We start from the raw sequence: 23031 nt of genomic DNA on the forward strand, positions 1-23031 counted from the left end.
CTGTTATATTTTACACCTGGTGTTTATTTAGATCATGATTTTGCTACAACTGAAAATAAAAGTATTGCGCAAATAAAACAAGGTAAATTTTATAATATTCATAATTATGTTCCTAAAGAAAAAAGAATTATTTATAATGAAAGTCAGTTTAAAGATATTTCAGATTTTTTAGATAAGAATCTTGACGAAAATCAAACTTTCCTTGATTTTACCAATTCGCCTTTCTTATATGTTAGTGCTAATAAAAAGTTTCCAACATATCTTATACCAACAGTTTATAATGCTTCCGAACCAATTCAAAAGTTCGAAGTCTATAATTTGAATCGTATGTATGAAAAAGGCGAAATTCCTTTAGTTGTCTTTAAGCAAGGAAACTCTTGGGACTATCTTGATGATGTGCCTAACGAAATAAGAAGTTATAGAATTGCAGAGTTTATCTATAAAAATTACAGGCCATTTGGGAATATTAACAACTATCAAATTTGGATATCGAATGATTCTCAATATCGTTTTATGTTAGATAACGAAAAGGAAAATCAAAAAAAAATTCAATATAAAAACAATAATCAATTCGTAACAAATAACTTAACATTCACAAATAATGACCAAGCTTTAATTTTGACGACTAATGGTAAGGACCCTCATATTTCTAGCTTTTTAAATCTTGATGATATAATCATTAATGAAGGTCGAAATTATTTTTTAAAATTGAAATACAACAGTAACATTAGTGGGAATGTTCAGGTTTTCTTTTCTATTGACGACAAGCAATTTAATGAGGAAGATAGTATATATGTTCCAATTATTAAATCCACAAATTTAAATGATCTTTATATACCATTACCGAAATTAGAAGGCCATAAAATATCAAATATTCGGATTGATCCACCCGATGGTAGCAAAATAGAAATTAACGACATCTCCTTGGTAGCTAAGAATAACTCGGTTATCCCGATTAAAAGTGTCTCTCAACAGTTCGATTTGAAAAAACTACCGTTTATTTGGGCTAATTATGATGATAATCAAGCTGCTCTTAAGTCCAAAGATTTATTTAGGCTGTTAATTGACCAACAAGAATTGACTCCAAATCAAGTTTTAAGTTTAGCAATTACACCTATTGATGATAAAGAAACAGGGAATTATTTGTATCTAAGACTCCAATCTTCAAAAGATGCGCAGGTCAAAATTATATATGGAGAAGGTTCGGAAATATCCTTTGATGTACAGGCGTCATCCAACTATCAAGATTATATTGTTAGGATTAGTTCCCAGTGGGAGTGGATGGAAAAGCAAATTCAGACGATTAATATAATCTCTAATCAAAATATAAAAATTGAAAAATTAACAATAAAAAAAGGTGACTAATAATGAAAAAAGTTAAATATTTAATATTGGGAGCTGGCCCCTCAGCACTTAGTTTTGCACATAGACTTTTAGAACATGGTGAAGATTCTTTCTTGCTATTAGAAAAAGAAAAAGAAGGAGGAGGTCTTTGTCGAAGTATTGAAATTGATGGAAGTCCACTTGATATTGGTGGCGGACATTTTTTAGATATTAGGAAAAAAGAAGTTTTACGTTTATTGTTTAAATTTATGCCTGAAGAAGAATGGAATCTTTTTGATAGGATTTCAACTATTAAGGTAAAGAATAATGAAATAGATTATCCGTTCGAGTCAAGTATTTGGCAATTACCAATAGAGGAACAAGAAGAGTACTTATACTCTATAGCAAGAGCAGGTTGTAATTTAGGATTGCCAATGCCTGAAAAATTTAAAGAATGGATTTATTGGAAGCTCGGCGATAAGATTGCTGAAGATTATATGATTCCATACAATAATAAGGTTCAATCTATTGATCTTGATAGATTAGGAACATATTGGTTGTATAAGCTTCCAAATGTCAGTTTCAAAGAAACTTTATCTAGTTGTCTTAATAAAAAACAATGTGGAACAATACCGGCGCACGCTCAATTTCTTTATCCAAAAAAATACGGTTATGGAGAAGTTTGGCGAAGAATGTCTGAAAATCTTGACAATCGGATCATTACTAATACGACTATAAATAAAATTGATTTTGACGAACTTATTGTGAACGATTCCTTCAAGGGTGAAATAATTATTAATACAATTCCATGGACTGAATTCAAAACGAGAATAGGAATGCCAGACCAAGTTATTAAATTGATAAATGATCTTGAATATAGTTCAATCGATGTGACTTACTATGATGAAAACGAACAAACAAATGCACATTGGACATATATTCCTGATGAAAGAATTTCCCACCATAGAATTTTATATAGACATAATTTTTGCAGTAATTCAAGAGGGTATTGGACAGAAACAAATTCGAAAAGATCGGTTCTCCTGGATCTCAAATGGAAGTACACAAATAAATATGCTTACCCTTTAAATACCATTGCGAAACCGGAATCGATAAGTAAAATTTTAGAATGGTCAAAGTCAAAAAATGTTGTAGGATTAGGACGTTGGGGTGAGTGGGAACACATGAATTCTGATGTAGCTGTAGAAAAAGGTATCCAGCTAGCTGATAAAATATATTTATAAATTGTCCAAGATGGGTGGAAAAAATGAAAATAGCTCTTTGCTTACTTACGTTTAATGAAATAGAAGGTTGTAAACATGATGTACCATTAATTGATAGAGCTAACTTCGATGAGATTTATGCCATTGATGGTGGAAGTAATGATGGGACAGTGGAATATTTAATGCAGCAAAATATTCCCGTGTTTAAACAACCAAAAAGAGGATTAAATGCTGCCTGCGTTCATGCTATAGAAAAGTGTAGTTCTGATGCAATTGTTTTTTTTCATCCTAAGGGAACGATACCAGTAACAGATACTCTAAAATTTAGAGAGTATTTTGAAAATGGATACGATGTAGTAGTAGGAAGTAGAATGATTAAAGGTGCAGTGAACGAAGAGGATTCCAAATTTTTAAAGCCACGTAAATGGTTTGTGAAATGTTTAGCACTTACAGCCTTTGTGTTTTTTAGAAGAAAGGGGAAAATGATTTGGGATGTCTTACATGGTTTTAGAGGTGCTACAATAGATGCCTTTAAAAAGATAGATCCATTAGATTACGGATTATCAATAGATATTGAGATGGTTGTTCGTTCATATAAAAAGAACCTTCGCATGGTAGAATTCCCAACAGTAGAAATGCCAAGAATTGCTGGCGAAACACATTTTAAAGCAATCCCAACAGGAATGAAACTCTTAAAATATATGTACTATGAAACATTTATCCGGAATGACGAGAAAGTTGTTTCAGATCCTCCTTTATCGAAAAAGTTTGGTGCATAAATGCAAAAGATTATAGAATCTTATAAAAAAAATAAATTAGGCATATTCTTAATGATTGTATCGTCCCTATTAGTATCCCTAGGACAACTTTTTTGGAAGTATTCAATGGGTCAATTGGGAATATTAATATTTTTAGGATTTGTATTTTATGGGCTAGGTGCAATGTTAATGATTGTTGCATTTAAGTTTGGCAAATTTTCCGTATTGCATCCAATGATAAGTACCAGTTATGTTTTTGCGATTATCTATGGTTCAATTTTTTTAAACGAAGAATTGTCTATATTGAAATGTGCCGGTGTAATGCTAGTTCTTTTTGGCGTTGGCTTCATTGGGGGAAGCGATGATTAATTTTTTCTGGATATTTATTATTTTTACTATTATGGGTGCCTTCGGAGGATACTTTGTAAAAAAAGCGACATTAACTTCTGACGGAATAATTGGATTAATCAAGTCGAAATTCATCTATATTGGAGCTATCTTGTATTTTTTAAGTGCACTCTTAAATATATTTGCGTTAAAAATGTTTCCTTATACAGTGGTACTTCCGATAACTTCTATTACTTATGTATGGTCTCTCTTAATTTCGTCAGTTTTTCTTAATGAAAAAATTACAGTAGGTAAGGTTATAGGTGTGTTATTAATTTTCAGTGGATGCGTTTGTATAGGGGTTTCAACTTTATAAACTATTCTTGGAGGTATGGTAAGAATGAAAGGTATAATTCTTGCGGGTGGTACAGGTTCTAGATTATATCCGTTGACAAAGGTTACAAATAAACATCTTCTGCCTGTCGGTAAATACCCAATGATTTTCCATGCGGTAGCCAAGTTGAAAGAAGCCGATATTCAGGATATTCTTATAGTTACTGGTAAAGATCATATGGGTGATGTTGTTAACCTTCTTGGTAGTGGACGAGAAATGGGAGTGACATTTACTTATAAAGTTCAAGATGAAGCAGGGGGAATTGCCCAGGCTCTGGATTTAGCAGAGCACTTTGTTGGGGATGATCAAATGATTGTAATTCTCGGGGATAATGTCTTCTCAGGTAGTATTACACCCTATGCACAGAACTTTAAAAAGCAACATGTGGGCGCTAAAATTCTTATACAAGAAGTTCATGATCCTAAAAGGTATGGTGTTCCCGAACTTCAAGGCGATAAGATTGTCTCAATCGAAGAAAAACCGCAATATCCCAAAAGTAGCTACGCTGTGACTGGGATTTATATGTTTGACAGTTCAGTTTTTGAAATTATTAAAACATTAAAGCCTTCAGGACGAGGGGAATTGGAAATTACGGATGTGAATAACGCCTATATCGAACGTGGTCAACTTACTTATGATATATTGCAGGGTTGGTGGACGGATGCAGGAACACATGCATCGCTTGCAAAAGCAAACGAACTTGCAAAAGATCTTCAGTTCGGCGAAGAGTTTGGCAAACTTAAACTGTAAGGGGTGAGCCATTTGAATATCATAAAGACCAAGCTAGAAGGTTTAGTTATTGTCGAACCTGCTGTTTTCGGTGATAACCGAGGGTTTTTTATGGAAACCTATAGCAGCAAAATTTTTAAAGAGGCTGGAATTGATTGCTCGTTTACCCAGGACAACCACTCCTTGTCGGTTGAACCTGGAGTATTAAGAGGACTTCATTATCAATTAAATCCGAAAGCACAAACGAAATTAGTTCGCGTGGCATCAGGGGCTGTCTATGATGTGGCGGTAGATATTCGAAAAAACTCTTCAACGTTTGGACAATGGGTTGGCGTCATATTAAGCGCAGCTAACAAAAGACAACTTTTAGTACCTAAAGGCTTTGCTCATGGATTTTGTACATTGGTTCCTAATACTGAAGTATTATACAAAGTTGACGAGTTTTATGCACCTGAATGTGATCGTGGAATTGCTTGGAATGATCCAGCACTGGGTATTGATTGGCCTACAGCTAATCCGATTTTGTCTGAAAAGGATGGGAAACATCCGGTTTTAAAGGATGCCGAGAATAATTTCGAATAACGGAGGCTCATCAAATGAAAGTACTCGTAACCGGCGGTGCTGGTTTTATAGGTAGTAATTTTGTTATTTATATGCTCAATAAATATCCTGATTATCAAATTATTAATTTGGATGAACTAACATATGCTGGGAATTTAGAGAACCTGAATTCCATTCAAAATTTTCCGAATTATACGTTTGTCAAAGGTGACATCGCTGATGCTAGGGTAATTGATCAGTTATTCGAAAAAGGGGTAGACATTGTTGTTAATTTCGCGGCTGAATCACATGTAGACCGAAGCATCCTGGACCCGCAAATTTTTATTAAAACGAACGTGATGGGAACGCAAGTGCTACTTGATGCTGCGAAGAAATATGGTGTAACCAAGTTTGTTCAGGTTTCAACGGACGAAGTATACGGTTCCTTAGGAGAGACAGGATTGTTTACAGAAATGACGCCTTTATCTCCTAATAGCCCATACTCCGCGAGTAAAGCTGGGGGGGACCTTATTGTTAGAGCATATCATGAAACATTTGGAATGAACGTTAATATCACACGTTGCTCGAATAATTACGGACCTTATCAATTCCCGGAGAAGTTGATTCCATTAATGATTTCCAATGCTCTTAATAATAAGCAATTACCGGTTTATGGAGACGGCTTAAATATTCGAGATTGGCTTTATGTCGAAGACCATTGTAGTGCCATTGATTTGGTCATGCATAAAGGTATTAGTGGTGAGGTATATAATGTCGGTGGAAATAATGAAAGAACTAATATCCATATTGTAAAAACGATTTTGGAAGCTTTGGACAAACCCGAATCTCTCATTACTTATGTTGAAGACCGTCTAGGACATGATCGTCGTTATGGTATAGATGCCACCAAAATTACTCAAGAGCTCGGTTGGAGTCCAAAGTATAATTTTGAATCGGGAATAAAGGCAACGATTCTATGGTATTTGGAAAATAAAGAATGGTGGGAAAGAATTCAATCCGGTGCTTACCAAGAGTACTATACGAAACAGTATGCTTCTCGCCTGGGTGTATAAAGATGAGGATTTTAGTAACTGGCGCGAATGGTCAACTGGGACAGAATGTCGTATCCTTATTTCGGGATTATCATGAAGTTATAGGTGTGGGAAGAAATGAATTGGATATTACCGATATAAATCAATGTAAACAGCAAATTAATAATTACCAACCAGACGCCATTATCCATTGTGCAGCTTATACTGCAGTGGATCAAGCTGAGAGCGATGAGGACCAAGTCTATCTCGTTAATGCCTATGGGACGCGCAATCTTGCAGTTGCAGCTGAACAACAGGGGAGTAAACTTTGCTATATTAGCACCGATTACGTTTTTGATGGCCAAGCTTCTCAACCGTATAAGGAATATGATAATACGAATCCGACAGGTGTTTATGGAAAGTCTAAACGAGCTGGGGAAATATTAGTTCAGTCCTTAGCATCGCGATATTTTATCGTACGCACGTCGTGGGTATATGGTCTTCACGGGAATAACTTTGTGAAAACCATGCTTAAGTTGGCTAAAGATAGGGATCATCTGAAAGTTGTTAATGATCAAATAGGTTCTCCTACGTTTACGGAGGACTTGGCGGCATTCTTGTTACGGCTTGTAGCCACAGAAAAATATGGTATCTATCACGCATCCAATTCGGGTAAGTGTTCATGGTTCGATTTTGCAAAAGCGATATTTGAAGAGAGTGATTTGCAAATTGCTGTTGACCCTTGTACTACGGAAGAATTTCCAAGACCAGCGCCGCGTCCCAATTTTTCAGTGATGGACCATATGTCAATTCGGACGAATGGCTTTGAAGATTTACGTCCATGGAGAGAAGCGCTTCGTGATTTCTTAGATAAGCTAGGAAGAATCGAGCTATGAAAAAAGTCAGTGTTCATATTGTGACCTATAATAGCGATGCTTTTATTGTTGACTGTATAGAGTCCGTTATGAAGCAGTCTTATCCTATTGATCGCATTATTGTGGTTGATAACGGCTCTCGCGATCAGACTCGGCAAAAACTGCAAGAATACAGGGAAGTTGTTACGACCATATACAACCAAGACAATGTAGGCTTTGCAGCAGGGCATAATCAAGCGATTCATATGGCTGAAAGTGACTACTATTTAGTGCTTAATCCGGATGTAATATTGCATCCGGATTATGTTTATCATCTGGTTCAAACGATGGAAGCAGATTCGGGGCTCGGATGTGCAACAGGAAAACTGGTTTTTAAGCAGTCTCCCGATATAATAGATAGTACCGGTTTAAGCTTTACTAAGTCAAGACGTGCCTTTGATCGGGGAGCGGGGCAAACAGCGGATCTATGTGAGAATAAAGGATATGTAATCGGCGTATCCGGTGCAGCCGCTCTATATAAAAAGAAGATGGTTCAAGATGTAAGTATAGAGGGTTGTTTTTTTGATGAGGACTTTTTTGCATATAAAGAGGACGTAGACGTTGCATGGAGAAGCTACCTTTTCGGCTGGAAAGCTTTTTATTGTCCACAAGCTCTAGCTTATCATGATCGAGGGTGGAAAAAAGGGGCGAGGAGACAAATGCCAATTCGCATCCGAAGATTCTCGTATATTAACCGTTACAAAATGATCATAAAGAATGATCATTGGATATATCTTTTACGGCATCTGTTGCCGATTGTAGCTTATGAGATTCCCGGGTTTATTTACTTTCTAATAAAAGAACCTAAAGTTTTAGGTGCTTGGTGGGATTTTTTGCTCAAATTCGGATCTTTACTTAGAAAAAGAAGGGAGATCCAAGGAAAACGTAGGATCAGCTTTCGCGAGGTTTACAAATTTTTTGAATAGCGTTCAAGATCTGTCATATATTCGAAATGTTTTTCATGATATAATGTATCTATATGTCTTCACATTTGGAGAACGTTATGGACTTAAGTATTATCGTAGTAAATTATAATACACGTGAATTGACGCTGAATTGTTTGGAATCCATCTTCGATTCAGAAACATGTTTTAAATATGAAGTGGTGCTTGTAGATAATCACTCTACCGATTCCTCGGTAGATGCAATACTGAATCAATATCCTGATATTAAACTGATTTGTAATCATGTTAATTTAGGATATTCAAAAGCAAACAATCAGGGAATTTGTATGGCACAAGGCAGATATATTCTGCTATTAAATTCTGACACTATTGTCCAACGATATACTTTGGAAACGATGATCAGATTTATGGATCATAACCTTTCGGTAGGCGCAGCAGGCTGCAAGATCATATTGCCTGACGGCTCTCTCGATAGAGCTTGCCGTCGTGGCTTCCCAACACCGTCAGCTTCGTTTTATTACGCCTTTGGCATTTCAAAGCTCTTCCCGTCGATTTCCCGGTTTAATCAGTACCAGTTAAGCCATTTAGATCCTGATAAGGATTATCCGGTTGACTGCCTGGTAGGCGCCTTTATGATGGTAAGACGTAAGGTAATTGAACAGGTTGGGTTGCTGGATGAGGAGTTTTTTATGTATGGCGAGGATATTGATTGGTGCTATAGAATCAAACAAGCCAGGTGGGGGATATATTATTATCCTTATACTCATATCGTCCATTATAAAGGCGCAAGCAGCCGGCGTAAGCCTTTGAAGATTATATATGAATTTCACCGTGCGATGTTTTTATTTCACAAGAAGCATTTTCGTAAAAAGTACTCATTTTTGATCAATGGCTTAGTGTATGCTGGCATTTCCGCGAAATTATTGATGGCACTCTTATTAAACAGGTTTGGATCCGTGAGGTGAGAACGTGGTTAGGCAAAGTCAGAGCTTTTTATCTCAGTTATATGCGTTAACGGATTTTGTTTTTATCCAATTGGTGTTCTTATTTTCATGGTGGTTGAAATTTAAAAGTGGATTGATTCCTTACGAAAACCCTCTGCCGATTGAAAATTATGCTCTATGGAGTGTAGTATACGGCGGAATTGCAATATTATTAAGTTATTTTGTCAATTTTTATACGCCAAAGCGAAAAAAAGGATTTTCATACGAATTATTCACCATTATTCAAGTATACACCATTAGTTTACTGATACTTTTAAGTTTTTTGTTTATTTTCAAGGAACTTGATATTTCACGTTCTTATTTGTTACTTTTCCTGGTAAATAATATGCTAGTCATAAGCTTTTACCGATACATGATGAAGACAACTTTAAAAAAATTGAGGGAAAAGGGCTACAATAAGCAATTTGTGTTAATATTGGGTGCCGGTTCCGTAGGGAAACATTTTTATTCAAATTTAATACAGCATCCTGATCTAGGGTATGAGGTTGTAGGATTTTTAGATGATTTTCTTGTAAAACATGAATCTGGCTTTGATACCTTTAAGCCGATCTTAGGTAAGGTAGATGAACTCGAGGATATTCTTCAAAAATTATTGATTGATGAAGTAATCATTGCGTTGCCATTGAATGCGCACCGTAAATATGGAAGAATCATTGGTATTTGTGAAAAAGCTGGCGTTAAGACATTAATAATTCCTGACTATTTCGATTTTTTACCGTCTCGTCCTTATTTTGATAATTTTGCAGGTATCCCATTAATAAATGTTCGAGACATTCCATTAGATGAATTTCGCAACCGTTTCTTGAAAAGGGCTTTTGATATTATTTTTTCTCTAGCTGCAATATTTATAACCTCACCGTTGCTGATACTAATTGCAATTGGAGTTAAACTAACATCGCCAGGCCAGATCATCTTTAAACAAGAACGGGTGGGCCTAAATCGTAGAACGTTCATGATGTACAAATTTCGGTCAATGCGGGTACAAGCAGAAAATTCATCTGATAAACAATGGACTACGGCAGATGACCCAAGAAAAACAAAGTTCGGATCTTTCCTTCGAAAGACGAGTTTAGATGAACTGCCACAATTCTTTAACGTTTTATTTGGACACATGAGTGTTGTGGGGCCAAGACCTGAACGCCCGTACTTCGTAGAACAATTCAAGGAAGAAATACCAAAATACATGGTTAAACATCATATACGTCCGGGGATTACCGGGTGGGCGCAGGCGAGTGGATTACGTGGTGATACTTCGATAGAAGATCGAATCAAGCACGACATCTTTTATATAGAAAATTGGAGCTTCTTGTTCGACATTAAGATCATTTGGCGAACAATCATTAACGGTTTCGTAAACAAAAACGCCTACTGATATCGTAACCTAATATATATCAAACTCCTATAACCTCCCCGTTATAGGAGTTTTTATTTCCTCCCCCAACCTTGTCTGCATAATTGTCCAAGTCCCCACATAGACATGTTATCAGTTAGCATGATCATGTGGTGGAGGGGATGGAGTTATGCGGCGGTTCACGTGGGTAGTGGCCCTAGTGATGGTTTGTTTAAGTGTGGTGGTGAGCGGGTGCGGCCTCTCAAGGAAAGACGCCGGCTCGGTTGTGAAGGAACTGGATGGGACGATGAGTAAGCTGAGCAGCTACCATGGAATCGGCCAGATGACGCTCAAGACGGGACAAGAACCGCAGGAATACGCGGTGGAGGTCTGCTTCCAGGCACCGTCGTATTACCGGATTTCGCTGACGAACGCCAAGAAGGATATTACGCAAATTGTGCTTCGCAATGACGACGGCGTGTTCGTGTTGACGCCGCATTTGAACAAGAGCTTCCGGTTCCAGAGCGATTGGCCGGAGAACCAAGGGCAGGCGTACTTGTACCAGTCGCTGGCGCAAAGCATCATTATGGATAACGAGCGGCAGTTCGTATCCGATGAGAAAGCGTATATTTTCGATGTCGTGGCCAACTACCAGAACGGCTCTCTGGCGCGCCAGAAAGTATGGCTCGATAAGAAAAACTTGGCGCCGCAGCATGTGGAAGTGTCCGACCAAAATGCCAACGTGATGATGGTCGTGAACTTCGACAAGTTTGAATTTGGCACGAAGTTTGACAAGGATTATTTTGACATGCAGCGTAACATGACAAGCTGGAACCTCAAGTCGCTGCCGACAATGGCGCAGGGCAGCGGTGCAGCTTCGGCGGCAGGTACGCACGACACGACGCATAGCAACGAGAGCACCAAAGGTGCCGCTGCAAGCGCGGGAACGGGCAAAGAAGCCGCCGCGGGCAATGGAGCAGACAAAAATAACGGCGCAGCCGCGTCAACCGATAACAAGTCTACTGCAAACACCGGCTCCGGATCGAACGGTGCGGCTTCCAGCAGCAATGGGGCAGCGGCGAATGGCGGCAGCACGAATGGAGCGACCAGCGGCAATACAAGCGCTGCCAACGGTTCTGCCGCGGCTCCAGGCACGAATAAGGGCACAACGGCCGGGGCGGGAACTGACGCGCAGAAGCAGCAATCGTTCGGCATTATCGAGCCGAGGTATATGCCTACTGGCGTGAAGAAGCAGGATGTGACCGAAATCAAGCTGGGCGAGGATAAAGGGGTTATGCTGCGTTACTCCGGAAAATACAGCTATACGTTGACGGAGTCGCGTCCGCAAGCGCAGACGGTATCGCTGTTGCCGGGCGATATTATGGATCTCGGCTTCACGCTGGGCGTGGTGACGGGCGATGCCAAGAAAACGTTGACTTGGACGTATGATGGGGTGGAGTTCCGTTTGTCGACGGGCGACCTGCCTCCGGAGGAAATGATCAAGGTCGCGCAAGCGGTGCAAGGCGAAATGGGTAAATAAGCAGGTGTAGCTGGAAAGCTTCGCCCTTCGATGGAATTACAATCGGAGAGCGGAGTTTTTTGGCATAATTGGGAAGAAAGCTTGTAGGCGGCATTCAATCCGCTTTATTAAAAATGTCTACCATTGCTTGAGTTCTGCAACTCTTGAGTTATATAGGGATTACCCATCTCTAAGCAGCCATGCGTTTCTGGAATGATATGAGCATTATCGGTCATCTGGGGTTCCGAACACGGGTGGAACGACCTTCCAACGGCTGTTAGTAAGGCGGTTGGTAAATACTGACGAACGCATTTGTTACTGTTTTATTCGTTGACAGTCGGCGGTGGAACGCATTAACATGGGGATATTGCACGCCGGGAGCGCCCATTTGATGGATTGAAGCCACTCATGAAGCGCGTTCCATGAGACGGTCGTGCGCAATGAGAATTGAAGAAGGTGAGAGGGTATGGACTCGTTTTACCGGCCCACTCGAGTGGAGATCTCTCTGGATGCACTGCAGCATAATTTGCAGCAATTCCGGACGGTTCTGCCCGAGCATGTGAAATTGATGGCTGTGGTCAAGGCGGATGCTTACGGACACGGCGCTGTGGAGGTTAGCCGGGAGGCGCTTCGCTGCGGCGTTGAGTATATTGCTGTGGCATTTTTGGATGAAGGACTGGAGCTTCGCAGAGCGGGCATACAGGCGCCGATTCTCGTGCTGGGGTACACCCCGCCGGAAGGGCTGGAGACGGCCTGGACGCACGATATTACGCTGAACGTATATACGCATGAGCTGCTGGATGCATGGCAGAGGATCGGGCGAGCTAAGCACGACGAGCGTCCGTTAAAGGTTCATATTAAGATCGATTCCGGGATGCATCGAATCGGGCTCACAGATGTGGGAGAGGCTATCGCATTGATCGAGCGGGCTAGGCAGCTTCCTGGGCTTTGCGTAGAGGGCTTGTTCACGCATTATGCTTGTGCCGACGAAGCGGACAAAAGCTATACGTACGAGCAGTACAACAAGTTTGCGCAAGTGGTGGAGCATTTTCGGCGGGAGGGCGTGGAGTTCCCTTATGTTCATGCTGGGAACAGCGCTGCGGCCATCGATCTGCCCGATTGGACCTTCAATATGGTTCGGATCGGGATCAGCATGTATGGGATGTACCCGTCCGAAGAGGTGAATAAAGCCCGTATCGAGCTTCTGCCGGTGCTTAGCATCAAGTCCAGCGTCGTGATGGTCAAACAGGTTCCTGCCGGTGCAGGCGTCAGTTATGGGGCGATCTACCGGCCGGCTGCGGAAGAGACGATTGCGACGCTGCCGATCGGGTATGCGGACGGGTTCTCGCGTATGCTCACGGGCAAAGCGGAAGTGCTGGTTGGAGGAAGGCGCGTGCCGGTAGTAGGAAGAATTTGCATGGATCAATGTATGTTGAATGTGACCGGACTGGCCGATATAAGTATAGGGGAACAAGTTGTCATTCTCGGCAGCCAAGGGAACGAGTGCATTACGGCGGAGGATCATGCGGCATGGCTAGGAACGATCAATTACGAAATAACCTGCATGATTTCCCACAGGGTACCGCGAGTCTACATCAAGGATGGACGCGTATGTCTGACCGTCAATCCGCTGCTTCATCACGAGTGGGAGCAGCCGGGAGCGCCGCGCGATTGAATGGTAACCTGCCGTTGAGGTAAGGTACAGTGAGTCAGTGGCACACGGAAAATATGCTGCGAATAGTCGCTGACGATAGGCCTTATGCGGGGCGCACGTTAAGGCGTCATCCGTTCGAAAGTTGGGTGTGACGTATGCTTAATCCCGGTATAACAAGCCGTATGGGTACAATTGCCACCGAACTTTTTTTTGCCCATGAGAGGATTTTCTTGTTTTACCGCGAATATGTATATATCATACTTTTGCGAATACAGCGCACGGTATAACATACTTGCTATACTTCGTGCATATACTCACTTTGTATATTTTTACTGGAAGATTGCCATACTGGTGGTAACAGGTTTTTGTATTGTTTTGGGGGTGCATGTTCAGGTGTCCAATGCGCATAACACGAAGCGTATCATGATCAGTTTGCCGGATTATTTGCTGCAGGAAGTGGACCATCTGGTTGAAAAGGAAAATTCCAATCGGAGCGAATTCATTCGCCAAGCCATGAAGCTTTATCTGTTGGAACGGAAAAAGCGTCATTTGCGCGAATCGATGCAGCGCGGGTACATGGAAATGGCGAAGATCAACCTACACATGGCCTCGGAGGCATTTCAGGCGGAGGAAGATGCGGACCATACGCTAGACCGTCTAGTGAGCGGGGTGTGACGATTGATTGTCAAACGTGGCGATGTTTTTTTCGCGGATCTGTCACCAGTTGTCGGTTCGGAGCAGGGCGGTATTCGTCCGGTTCTGATCATTCAGAATGATATTGGCAATCGCTTCAGTCCTACGGTCATCGTGGCGGCGATTACGGCGCAGATTCAAAAAGCCAAGCTGCCAACGCATGTGGAGATTGACGCGGAAGCGCACGGTTTTGACAGGGATTCGGTCATTTTATTGGAGCAGATTCGGACGATTGACAAGCAGCGTCTCACCGATAAAATTACGCATTTGGACGAAGAGACCATGCGGAAGGTCGATGATGCTTTGCAGATTAGCGTTGGACTGATCGAATTCTAATGAATCTTCGAGGCGGGGGTGGTCGAGACCCTCGTTTTTTATTTGACGTCAAGTATCGGCAGGACGATGTTGCAGTTGCAATGTAAATTGACAACTGACATCCATAACTCGATGTAACAGTTGCAATGTGATTGACAACAGACATCAGTGAATTCGATGTAGCAGTTGCAATGTAGGAGGGGCAGCGGATGGCCAAGGAACAAGTGGGACAAGCGGACGAAGTCAGAGCGCATGTGGAATTGACGGATGAGATGAAAGCCGTGATTCGCGAACGTATTCTTAAACAGATCGCGTCGGAGCTGCAGCTGCCGGTAGGGCGCGTGAAGACGACGATCGGGTTGTTGGATGAGGGAAACACGATTCCGTTCATCGCCAGGTACCGGAAAGAAATGACCGGCGAACTCGACGAAAACCAGCTTCGCGATATTGAAGAGCGGCATTCGTATCTGAAAAACCTGGAGGACCGCAAGCTGGAGGTCATCCGGCTGATCGATGAGCAGGGCAAGCTGACGAGCGAGCTTCATGCTGCGATCGAAAGCGCTGTAAAGCTGCAGGAAGTCGAGGACTTGTACCGGCCGTACCGGCAAAAACGGAAAACGCGGGCCAGTGTGGCCAAGGAAAAAGGGCTGGAGCCGCTGGCAGCATGGATCCTCGCGCAGCCGAAGCAAGGCGATGTGATGGCCGAGGCCGGTAAATACGTGAGCGCGGATAAAGGCGTTGGCTCCGCCGAGGAAGCGGTGCACGGCGCGATGGACATCATCGCGGAGCAGATCGCCGACGACGCCAAGGTGAGAGCCTGGGTACGGCGCCATACATACGAACAGGGCATCCTTCGCACGGAAGCCAAGCATGCGGACCAGGAGTCCGTTTACGAAATGTATTATGCGTACCAGGAGCCGGTGCGTAAGCTGCCCCCGCATCGAATATTGGCGATCAACCGAGGGGAGCGGGAAGAGGTCCTGAAGGTATATCTCGAAGTTGCGCCGGAACGGATTCATGACTATATCGCAAAACAGGTTTTGAGAGGTCCGTCCGTCGTGCGCGAGACGCTGACGTCTGCGATCGAGGATGCTTACAAGCGGCTTATTGCCCCGTCGATCGAGCGCGAGGTTCGCAACGAAATGACGGAGAAGGCCGAGGAGAAGGCGATCGAGGTATTCGCCGAAAATCTTCGCAACCTGCTGCTACAGCCCCCGGTCAAAGGAAAAGTGGTGCTGGGCGTCGATCCTGCTTACCGGACTGGCTGTAAGCTCGCGGTGGTGGACGATACGGGCAAGATGCTGGAAATCGCCGTCACCTACCCGACGCCACCGAATAACAAGGTTACGGAAGCCAAGGCGGTCATTAAAAAATTGATCGACAAGTACAGCGTCGAACTCATCGTAATTGGCAACGGCACGGCGTCGCGCGAGACCGAGCAGTTTATTGCCGAGCTGATCGGCGAGATCAAGACGCGCAAGCTGCAGTATTTGATCGTGAACGAGGCGGGGGCGAGCGTGTATTCCGCATCGAAGCTGGCCCAGACCGAGTTCCCGGAGCTTGATGTGGCGGAACGCAGCGCCATCTCCATTGCGCGCAGGCTGCAAGACCCGCTGGCCGAGCTGGTCAAAATCGAGCCGAAAGCGATCGGCGTAGGCCAGTACCAGCACGACGTTACGCAAAAAAGGCTCGAAGAAAGCCTCAAGTTTGTCGTGGAGTCGGCCGTAAACCATGTCGGCGTTGACGTCAACACCGCTTCGCCGTCGCTTCTGTCCTATGTTTCGGGGATCAATAGCACATTGGCTAAAAATATCGTGAAGTACCGCGATGATAATGGGAAATTCGCGAGTAGGGCGGAGCTGCAGAAGGTGCCGCGACTTGGGGCCAAAGCGTTCGAGCAGTGCGCCGGCTTTCTGCGGATCGGCGAGGGAGACAGTCCGCTGGATAATACGCCGATTCATCCGGAGTCTTACGATGTGGTGGACAAGCTGTTTCGCGAGCTGAAGCTCGCGCTGTCCCAACTGGGCAGCGCGCAGCTGAAGGAAATGCTGCAGCATCTTGAGCCGGAGCAACTTGCGCCGAAGCTGGGCGTTGGCGTGCCAACGCTTCGCGACATATTGGACTCGCTGCAGCGGCCGGGACGCGACCCGCGCGAAGATGTGCCGGCGCCGATCTTCCGCACCGACGTGCTGCAAATCGAAGATTTGTCGCCGGGTATGGAGCTGAAGGGAACGGTTCGCAATGTCATCGATTTCGGCGCGTTCGTCGATATCGGGATCAAAAACGACGGGCTGGTGCATATCTCCCAACTGAGCGATTCGTACGTGAAGCATCCGATGGATGTCGTGTCTGTGGGCGATGTCGTGACGGTATGGGTGTTGAACGTCGATTTGAAGAAGGGCCGCGTAGGGTTAACGATGAAAAAGCCGTCCTAACACATAAAAATAGAGCATGCGTCGGCGCAGGAAACGCTCGCAACGAAGGTTGCGGCGGCTTTCTTGCGGCGCGCACATGCTCTATTCGTTTTTATTAACATTACAGTTCGGATGTCGACGATTCGCTGTCGCTTCGTTTCGTTCGGTAAAAAAACCAGCAATCGTTAAGCAGCCGGATTTGCCGGCGGTTTTTATTGTAAAACGCTCGCATTAACTGGTTGCAAAGCCATTGTGGCAAAACGATCAGTCCCTTCCGTTCTAGCTGCCTTCCCTACTGGTATAACATATGGGCGGCAGAACATAACGGTGCAGGTCCTACAACGGTCCGTTTGCACGTAAAAAAGGTTCCTGGCAGGCTGTTGAGAACGGCGGCAGCGCGGAAGACTACTCGAGTGCTTCCTCTTCTTCGTACCATTGCTCGAGCTGTGCCTGGAGCGCGCGAATTTCGGTGAGCAAAGAGACAAGCGGGTATTCCTTCTCCTGAATGGAGGCGAAGGTTTGCTCTAACCGGTTAATGTAATCCAGTCCGTTGTGGAGCTTGTAATCCGGGTGAATGATCTCGAGATTGTCGAATTCCGCAACGAAGCTCGGCAGCGCCGGTACGCCGCTTGCGGTGAGTTTGCTTACTTCTTTATGCAGACGCTGATTTAGGGCAGCCAGCTGGTACATATGGGAAGCGGGCATTTCCACAAATTCAATCGTTTCGTTTTGTTGAAGCAATGCATACTTTTTAGACATGTTGGGAAAAGCTCCTCTCATCGGGGGGAAGTGTCTTACAATGTCCGTAATGGATGATTCCTACTTGACAGTTTAGCCTAAGCAGCGGTTACAATTCAAGTGAGAAACGTGAGAGAGAGACTAGAAAACCAAGGGTGGGAGAGCCGATGGATGACCGGCAGCTGCAGCTGTGGGTGGAGCAAATATCGCTGTCGTCGTTTGGACGTCCTTTTGTGCATCGGGCAAGGTTCAATCGCAGGCTTCGTTCGACAGGAGGCCGCTACTTTACCCGGACGCACGACATCGAGATCAGCTGGCTTCAATACGAACAGTTCGGAGCCGCCGATGTGGAGAAAATCATTAAGCACGAGCTGTGCCATTATCATTTGCACTTGCTCAAGCAGGGCTACCAGCACCGGGATGAAGACTTCAAACGGCTGCTGGCCCAAGTAGGCGGGACGCGTTATTGCCAATCGCTGCCGACGTCGCTTCAGCGGAAGGAGCCGTACCGCTACAAGCTCGTATGCGTGGACTGTCGCGCGGAGTATATGCGCAAGCGAAAGACCGATCCAAGGAAATATGTGTGCGGCCATTGCAAGGGCAAATTGAAGCTGTACCAACTTGACTTCAAGCAGCATTCATGATAAATTAAAAATTGTCTTTCCCTGATAGCTCAGTTGGTAGAGCACTCGACTGTTAATCGAGTTGTCACAGGTTCGAGTCCTGTTCGGGGAGCCATTTCTTTCTGGAGAGATACCCAAGTGGCTCAAGGGGACCCTCTGCTAAGGGGTTAGACTGCGTAAGTGGTGCGAGGGTTCGAATCCCTCTCTCTCCGTATAACAAAGAAACCGCCGAAAGGCGGTTTTTTTTGTTATACACGGAGGAATGAGAGGGGTTCGAACCCGAGAAGAGGGGGCGTCGAAGCAGCGAGTGAGTGCTGCGGAGTCTCGCAAGCCAAGCGCGAGTATCCCGCTGTTTCTGTAAAATAATTAAACCGCCGAAAGGCGGTTTTTGTTATATACGTAGAATTAAAGTCGCGGCGAGCCGATGTCATGGGATCATTCGGGTAATTTAATACACCGCTCCCCAGGAGAGTGCAGTCTATCCAATCATTTATCTGTGCTGCAACAAGGATGCGACAAGATCTTTTTAATTAAACGAATATCCATATCACGATCTTGTACTATAGAAGATATGTCATTGAGGGACGATTCCTATTCGCTATTGCGAGCTGGCTGCTCACACACCGCATCGAGTTTGTCTTCGATACGATTCAATTTTGATTCAATGCGATCGAGTTTTTCAAGAATTTGTTTCATCAACTCTTCCACGATATCCTCTCCCAACGAACATATTATAGCGTGTATCAAGGGGTGTTGTAACGCTGAAAACTGTGATATAATCGAACCCGTTGAACATCGGCCCCGACTTTTCTGAGAGTGGAAAGTCAACTGAATATTATATGAAATGAGGGTGTTTCTTTGCGGTTGGCACAAAAACTGAAAACGACGTGGCTTGCTTCGCCAAAGAATGATTTGTTGGCGGGGATCACCGTAGCGCTGGCGCTCATTCCGGAAGCGATCGCTTTTTCCATTATTGCGGGCGTCGATCCGATGGTGGGACTGTACGCTTCTTTTTGCATCGCGGTCATTATTTCGATAGCGGGCGGACGGCCTGCGATGATCTCGGCGGCGACGGGCGCGATGGCGCTTCTTATGGGAACTTTGGTGGCCCAACATGGGATTGAATATTTATTTGTAGCGACAATTGTGACGGGAATCATTCAATTCATTTTGGGTATGCTCAAGCTGGGCAGATTCATTACCTTTATCCCGCATTCGGTCATGACCGGGTTTGTGAACGCGCTGGCGATTCTTATTTTTATGGCGCAGCTCGTACATTTTAAGGGCGCGGGCTGGATGATGTATGCGATGCTAGCGGGAACGCTGGTCATCATTTATGGATTGCCGCGTTTTACCAGAGCGGTTCCTTCGGCGCTCGTGGCCATTATCGTGATGACGACCGTGTCGATGCTAATGGGGCTCGATTTGAAAACGGTAGGCGATATGGGGAGTATAACGAGTGCACTGCCGATCTTCCATTTGCCGGGGGCTCCATTTTCCTTGGATACGTTGATGATTGTACTGCCCTATTCCATCGGGCTTGCGTTTGTAGGCATTATTGAATCGCTCTTGACGGCAACCATCGTCGATGAATTTACGGAAACCAAGAGCGACAAGAATAAAGAGATTCGCGGGCAAGGCATCGCCAACTTCGTTACCGGCTTTTTTGGCGGGATGGCCGGGTGCGCGATGATCGGGCAATCGGTCATTAATGTGAAATCTGGCGGCAGAGGGCGCTTATCTACCTTAGTGGCTGGTGTATTTCTGCTGTTTTTGATTATGGCGTTGAGCGATGTTGTGCAGCAAATTCCAATGGCTGCGCTCGTGGGTGTCATGGTTATGGTCTCCGTGGGTACGTTTGACTGGAAATCCCTCACGAATCTCGGGAAAATACCGCGCAGCGATTCTATTGTAATGATCATTACGGTGGCGATCGTGGTTTATACCGATAACTTGGCATTGGGTGTAGGAGCGGGCGTTATGTTAAGCGCCGTTATTTTTGGCTGGAGAATCGCTCGTTTACACAGTACGGTAAATTGGAGGGAAAACGGAACGAAAGTATATACGATTACAGGGCAATTGTTTTTCGGCACGATGTCCCATTTTGTTGAGCAGTTTGATTACAACAACGACCCGGACCGCATTGAAATCGATTTTAGTTCGTCGCATGTGTGGGATCATTCCGCCGTAACGGCCATATCGAAGGTCATTTCGAAGTATGAGACGCTTCATAAGAAGGTATCGATTATCGGACTTAACGAAGAAAGCAAGGTGCTGATCGAGCGCGTTGGCGTCGCGGCAACATCAGGGCACTAATGGCACGGACCGTCTGGCGTACTCGCGCGGGCGGTCTTCTGCATTAATGACGGCATTACTGGATGCATGCGTTGTCAGCAAAAGGGCAGGCTGACGTTGGAGGACATACTTCCACATGGTTTGCAGCCATCAAGGTGAGGCTGATCAGCTATTAAAAATAGCAGAAAAAAGCTTGTCAAAACATGTCGGCTCCGATATAATAACACTTGCTGATCGAATAGACGGCGTTTATAACAAGCGTGGCCCGTTGGTCAAGGGGTTAAGACACCTCCCTTTCACGGAGGTAACAGGGGTTCGAATCCCCTACGGGTCATAATAAAGTAGGGGTGAGAACCCAAGGGTTCGTCGGAGCAACGCTTCGGAAGGATGGCTTCGCAGTCTCGGAGAGTTCGGTCCCTTCTAATTTTTATTGCGCGGTTGTGGTGGAATGGCAGACACGCTATCTTGAGGGGGTAGTGGGCGTACGCTCGTGGAGGTTCGAGTCCTCTCAACCGCATAGAAATAAAAGAGAAGCCTGCGAGAGCAGGCTTTTTTGCTTTTTCGAAATTTTTGAAAAAAACCGTTCGCCCATCCGCTCAACTGCCAGCCCCTATCGCCCCGCAGCAAGGATTCCTTTTGTACAATTCAACATATCCATCGCCGTTCGGAGTGCTTTCCAGCCTGACATTTTGCAAAATACATTATGACATTCCCTTTTATTCCCGTTCAAGGTAATCTGAATGTAGCTTAAACAGCGTGCAACCAAATCGAGATCACCGGGGAGTTGTTCGAATGAAGCGGCCGAATATTTTGTTAATCACAAGCGATCAGCAGCACTGGAACACCATCGGGGCGTTCAATCCGGAGTTACGCACGCCGAATCTTGACCGGCTGGCCGAGGAAGGGACGACCTTTACCCGAGCCTATTGTCCGAATCCGACGTGCACCCCAACGCGGGCGTCGATCATTACGGGAATGTATCCGAGCCAGCATGGCGCTTGGACGCTCGGAACGAAGCTGCTGGAGGACCGCCATACGGTGGGAGAAGATTTCACGGCTGCAGGCTATAAGACAGCGCTGATCGGGAAGGCGCATTTTCAGCCGCTGAAAGAGACGGAGCAGTACTCGTCGCTGGAATCGTATCCGATATTGCAGGATTTGGACTTTTGGCGATCGTTCCACGGACCGTTCTACGGCTTCGATCATGTCGAGCTGGCGCGCAATCATACGAACGAGGCTCATGTGGGGCAGCATTATGCGCTCTGGATGGAAGAGAAGGGCTGCAGCAACTGGCGGGATTATTTTTTGCCGCCGACCGGTACGATGGACAAGAAAGTGCGGCACAAATGGCCGATCCCGGAGCCGTATCATTATGATACGTGGATCGCGGAGCGGACGAATGCGCTGCTGGAGCAATATAAGAACGAGGATCAGCCGTTCTTTTTGTGGTCGAGCTTCTTTGATCCGCATCCGGAATATTTGGTACCTGAGCCTTGGGATACGATGTATGACCCGGAGCAGCTCACGATACCGTCCATCACGCCGGGAGAGCACGACCGCAATCCGCCGCATTTCGGGATGACACAGCAGCAGAAGCCCGATTTCAGCCATTTGCGCGAAAGCGGATTCGGGGTGCACGGCTACAGGTCGCATTTGATGCCCGAAGGCGAGCGGAAGCGGATCGTCGCAACCTATTATGCCATGATCAGCCTGATGGACAAATATATCGGCAAAATTCTCGACAAGCTCGACGAGCTCGGTCTAGCGGATCAAACGCTGGTCGTCTTCACGACAGACCATGGCCATTTCTTCGGCCAGCATGGGCTGCAGCATAAAGGCGGATTCCACTATGAGGATTTGATCAAGCTGCCGTTCATCGTGCGCTATCCGGGACAGGTGCCCGCAGGAAAGCGGTCGGCTGCGATCCAGTCGCTCGTCGATCTGGCTCCGACCATGCTGCGCTTCTGCGGGATGGATGTACCGGCCGCGATGACCGGCGTAGATCAAAGCGCTGTCTGGACGGGGGCGCAGGAGCAGGCGCGGGATCATGCGATATGCGAGTTCAGACATGAACCGACGACCATCCATCAGAAAACATATGTGGATGCGCGTTATAAAATCACGGTGTACTACAATCAAACGTACGGTGAAATCTTCGATCTGCAGGAAGACCCCGGCGAGCTTCACAATCTGTGGGACGAACCGGAGCATGCGGCTTTAAAATCGGAGCTGCTGCTCAAATACGTGTGGGCGGAGCTCGGCAAAGAGCCGCTGGCGATGCCGCGAATAGGGCATGCTTGAT

Annotated in this window: 22 protein-coding genes and 4 tRNA genes; 24 read left to right on the forward strand and 2 right to left on the reverse strand. The window is 45.0% G+C overall.

All coding sequences use genetic code 11. The features are described 5' to 3' along the window. The 17 genes from KXG62_RS27025 to KXG62_RS27105 form a co-directional block, all read left to right on the forward strand. Positions 1–1365 (forward strand): hypothetical protein (locus tag KXG62_RS27025; RefSeq protein WP_218095144.1); only part of this gene is annotated, 1365 nt, incomplete at its 5' end. Positions 1366–1367: 2 nt separating this feature from the next. Further along, complete coding sequence (locus tag KXG62_RS27030; protein ID WP_218095145.1) at positions 1368–2567, forward strand: NAD(P)-binding protein; 1200 nt, start codon at positions 1368–1370, stop codon at positions 2565–2567. 23 nt (positions 2568–2590) lie between these two features. Then, positions 2591–3325 carry a glycosyltransferase gene (locus KXG62_RS27035; RefSeq protein ID WP_218095146.1) on the forward strand — a complete coding sequence of 245 codons (735 nt, stop codon included), beginning with the start codon at positions 2591–2593 and terminating at the stop codon, positions 3323–3325. 51 nt (positions 3326–3376) lie between these two features. Further along, complete coding sequence (locus KXG62_RS27040) at positions 3377–3673, forward strand: EamA family transporter (protein ID WP_485020610.1); 297 nt, start codon at positions 3377–3379, stop codon at positions 3671–3673. A 31-nt stretch (positions 3674–3704) separates the two neighbouring features. After that, positions 3705–4007, forward strand: a complete 303-nt coding sequence (locus tag KXG62_RS27045; RefSeq protein WP_246627663.1) for an EamA family transporter — start codon at positions 3705–3707, stop codon at positions 4005–4007. A 24-nt stretch (positions 4008–4031) separates the two neighbouring features. Further along, a complete protein-coding gene (locus tag KXG62_RS27050; protein WP_218095149.1) occupies positions 4032–4775 on the forward strand; it encodes a sugar phosphate nucleotidyltransferase in 744 nt (247 codons plus the stop codon). A 12-nt stretch (positions 4776–4787) separates the two neighbouring features. Further along, the gene (gene rfbC / locus KXG62_RS27055; RefSeq protein ID WP_218095150.1) at positions 4788–5336 is read left to right on the forward strand and encodes a dTDP-4-dehydrorhamnose 3,5-epimerase; all 549 of its coding nucleotides are present in this window, start codon (positions 4788–4790) and stop codon (positions 5334–5336) included. 14 nt (positions 5337–5350) lie between these two features. Next, positions 5351–6367 (forward strand): dTDP-glucose 4,6-dehydratase, encoded by a 1017-nt coding sequence (gene rfbB, locus KXG62_RS27060; protein ID WP_218095151.1) that lies wholly within the window; start codon positions 5351–5353, stop codon positions 6365–6367. 2 nt (positions 6368–6369) lie between these two features. Further along, entirely contained in the window at positions 6370–7221 is an 852-nt protein-coding gene (gene rfbD / locus KXG62_RS27065) for a dTDP-4-dehydrorhamnose reductase (protein WP_218095152.1), read from the forward strand. Further along, positions 7218–8165, forward strand: coding sequence for a glycosyltransferase family 2 protein (locus KXG62_RS27070; protein WP_218095153.1), 948 nt, complete (start codon positions 7218–7220; stop codon positions 8163–8165). Before rfbD ends, KXG62_RS27070 begins: the two co-directional genes overlap by 4 nt. A 77-nt stretch (positions 8166–8242) precedes the next feature. Beyond that, entirely contained in the window at positions 8243–9109 is an 867-nt protein-coding gene (locus KXG62_RS27075; RefSeq protein ID WP_218095154.1) for a glycosyltransferase family 2 protein, read from the forward strand. A gap of 4 nt (positions 9110–9113) precedes the next feature. Further along, the gene (locus tag KXG62_RS27080) at positions 9114–10520 is read left to right on the forward strand and encodes an undecaprenyl-phosphate glucose phosphotransferase (RefSeq protein ID WP_218095155.1); all 1407 of its coding nucleotides are present in this window, start codon (positions 9114–9116) and stop codon (positions 10518–10520) included. A gap of 148 nt (positions 10521–10668) precedes the next feature. Beyond that, positions 10669–12018, forward strand: a complete 1350-nt coding sequence (locus KXG62_RS27085; protein WP_218095156.1) for an outer membrane lipoprotein-sorting protein — start codon at positions 10669–10671, stop codon at positions 12016–12018. 445 nt (positions 12019–12463) lie between these two features. Further along, positions 12464–13672, forward strand: a complete 1209-nt coding sequence (alr, locus tag KXG62_RS27090) for an alanine racemase (protein ID WP_218095157.1) — start codon at positions 12464–12466, stop codon at positions 13670–13672. A gap of 372 nt (positions 13673–14044) precedes the next feature. After that, the gene (locus KXG62_RS27095; protein ID WP_218100193.1) at positions 14045–14326 is read left to right on the forward strand and encodes a CopG family ribbon-helix-helix protein; all 282 of its coding nucleotides are present in this window, start codon (positions 14045–14047) and stop codon (positions 14324–14326) included. A gap of 3 nt (positions 14327–14329) precedes the next feature. Beyond that, the gene (locus tag KXG62_RS27100) at positions 14330–14680 is read left to right on the forward strand and encodes a type II toxin-antitoxin system PemK/MazF family toxin (protein ID WP_014649298.1); all 351 of its coding nucleotides are present in this window, start codon (positions 14330–14332) and stop codon (positions 14678–14680) included. Between the two features lie 188 nt (positions 14681–14868). After that, positions 14869–17094 carry a Tex family protein gene (locus KXG62_RS27105; protein ID WP_218095159.1) on the forward strand — a complete coding sequence of 742 codons (2226 nt, stop codon included), beginning with the start codon at positions 14869–14871 and terminating at the stop codon, positions 17092–17094. Between the two features lie 100 nt (positions 17095–17194). Here KXG62_RS27105 and cmpA read toward each other — a convergent pair whose 3' ends face one another. Together cmpA and KXG62_RS27115 are read right to left on the reverse strand one after the other, a co-directional pair. Then, entirely contained in the window at positions 17195–17332 is a 138-nt protein-coding gene (cmpA, locus tag KXG62_RS27110; RefSeq protein ID WP_218095160.1) for a cortex morphogenetic protein CmpA, read from the reverse strand. 146 nt (positions 17333–17478) lie between these two features. Beyond that, positions 17479–17832: a hydrolase/acyltransferase gene (locus tag KXG62_RS27115; RefSeq protein ID WP_218095161.1), complete on the reverse strand. Its 354-nt coding sequence runs from the start codon at positions 17830–17832 to the stop codon at positions 17479–17481. A 146-nt stretch (positions 17833–17978) separates the two neighbouring features. Here KXG62_RS27115 and KXG62_RS27120 point away from each other — a divergent pair, with 146 nt between their 5' ends. The 7 genes from KXG62_RS27120 (at position 17979) to KXG62_RS27150 (ending at position 23030) form a co-directional block, all read left to right on the forward strand. Next, entirely contained in the window at positions 17979–18455 is a 477-nt protein-coding gene (locus KXG62_RS27120) for a SprT family protein (protein ID WP_218095162.1), read from the forward strand. A gap of 18 nt (positions 18456–18473) precedes the next feature. Then, positions 18474–18549: transfer RNA gene (locus KXG62_RS27125), tRNA-Asn, on the forward strand. Between the two features lie 9 nt (positions 18550–18558). Continuing rightward, positions 18559–18646, forward strand: a tRNA-Ser gene (locus tag KXG62_RS27130). 652 nt (positions 18647–19298) lie between these two features. Beyond that, positions 19299–20750, forward strand: a complete 1452-nt coding sequence (locus KXG62_RS27135; protein WP_218095163.1) for a SulP family inorganic anion transporter — start codon at positions 19299–19301, stop codon at positions 20748–20750. Between the two features lie 241 nt (positions 20751–20991). Next, positions 20992–21063, forward strand: a tRNA-Glu gene (locus KXG62_RS27140). Between the two features lie 100 nt (positions 21064–21163). After that, positions 21164–21246 (forward strand) — tRNA-Leu (locus KXG62_RS27145). A 275-nt stretch (positions 21247–21521) separates the two neighbouring features. After that, entirely contained in the window at positions 21522–23030 is a 1509-nt protein-coding gene (locus KXG62_RS27150; RefSeq protein WP_218095164.1) for a sulfatase family protein, read from the forward strand. Position 23031 lies beyond the last annotated feature (1 nt).

The sequence above is a fragment of the Paenibacillus solanacearum genome, assembly GCF_910593845.1.
In the GTDB taxonomy this organism is placed as follows: domain Bacteria; phylum Bacillota; class Bacilli; order Paenibacillales; family NBRC-103111; genus Paenibacillus_G; species Paenibacillus_G solanacearum.

What these genes read in the sequence shown, in the direction of transcription:
- KXG62_RS27040 (WP_485020610.1), top strand. Translation starts at nt 3,377, where the DNA reads ATGATTGTATCGTCCCTATTAGTATCCCTAGGACAACTTTTTTGGAAG.
- alr (WP_218095157.1), top strand. Translation starts at nt 12,464, where the DNA reads ATGGACTCGTTTTACCGGCCCACTCGAGTGGAGATCTCTCTGGATGCA.
- KXG62_RS27115 (WP_218095161.1), bottom strand. Translation starts at nt 17,832, where the DNA reads ATGTCTAAAAAGTATGCATTGCTTCAACAAAACGAAACGATTGAATTT.
- KXG62_RS27075 (WP_218095154.1), top strand. Translation starts at nt 8,243, where the DNA reads ATGGACTTAAGTATTATCGTAGTAAATTATAATACACGTGAATTGACG.
- rfbB (WP_218095151.1), top strand. Translation starts at nt 5,351, where the DNA reads ATGAAAGTACTCGTAACCGGCGGTGCTGGTTTTATAGGTAGTAATTTT.
- KXG62_RS27085 (WP_218095156.1), top strand. Translation starts at nt 10,669, where the DNA reads ATGCGGCGGTTCACGTGGGTAGTGGCCCTAGTGATGGTTTGTTTAAGT.
- KXG62_RS27150 (WP_218095164.1), top strand. Translation starts at nt 21,522, where the DNA reads ATGAAGCGGCCGAATATTTTGTTAATCACAAGCGATCAGCAGCACTGG.
- KXG62_RS27035 (WP_218095146.1), top strand. Translation starts at nt 2,591, where the DNA reads ATGAAAATAGCTCTTTGCTTACTTACGTTTAATGAAATAGAAGGTTGT.
- rfbD (WP_218095152.1), top strand. Translation starts at nt 6,370, where the DNA reads ATGAGGATTTTAGTAACTGGCGCGAATGGTCAACTGGGACAGAATGTC.
- KXG62_RS27120 (WP_218095162.1), top strand. Translation starts at nt 17,979, where the DNA reads ATGGATGACCGGCAGCTGCAGCTGTGGGTGGAGCAAATATCGCTGTCG.
- KXG62_RS27050 (WP_218095149.1), top strand. Translation starts at nt 4,032, where the DNA reads ATGAAAGGTATAATTCTTGCGGGTGGTACAGGTTCTAGATTATATCCG.
- KXG62_RS27070 (WP_218095153.1), top strand. Translation starts at nt 7,218, where the DNA reads ATGAAAAAAGTCAGTGTTCATATTGTGACCTATAATAGCGATGCTTTT.
- KXG62_RS27105 (WP_218095159.1), top strand. Translation starts at nt 14,869, where the DNA reads ATGGCCAAGGAACAAGTGGGACAAGCGGACGAAGTCAGAGCGCATGTG.
- KXG62_RS27030 (WP_218095145.1), top strand. Translation starts at nt 1,368, where the DNA reads ATGAAAAAAGTTAAATATTTAATATTGGGAGCTGGCCCCTCAGCACTT.
- KXG62_RS27045 (WP_246627663.1), top strand. Translation starts at nt 3,705, where the DNA reads ATGGGTGCCTTCGGAGGATACTTTGTAAAAAAAGCGACATTAACTTCT.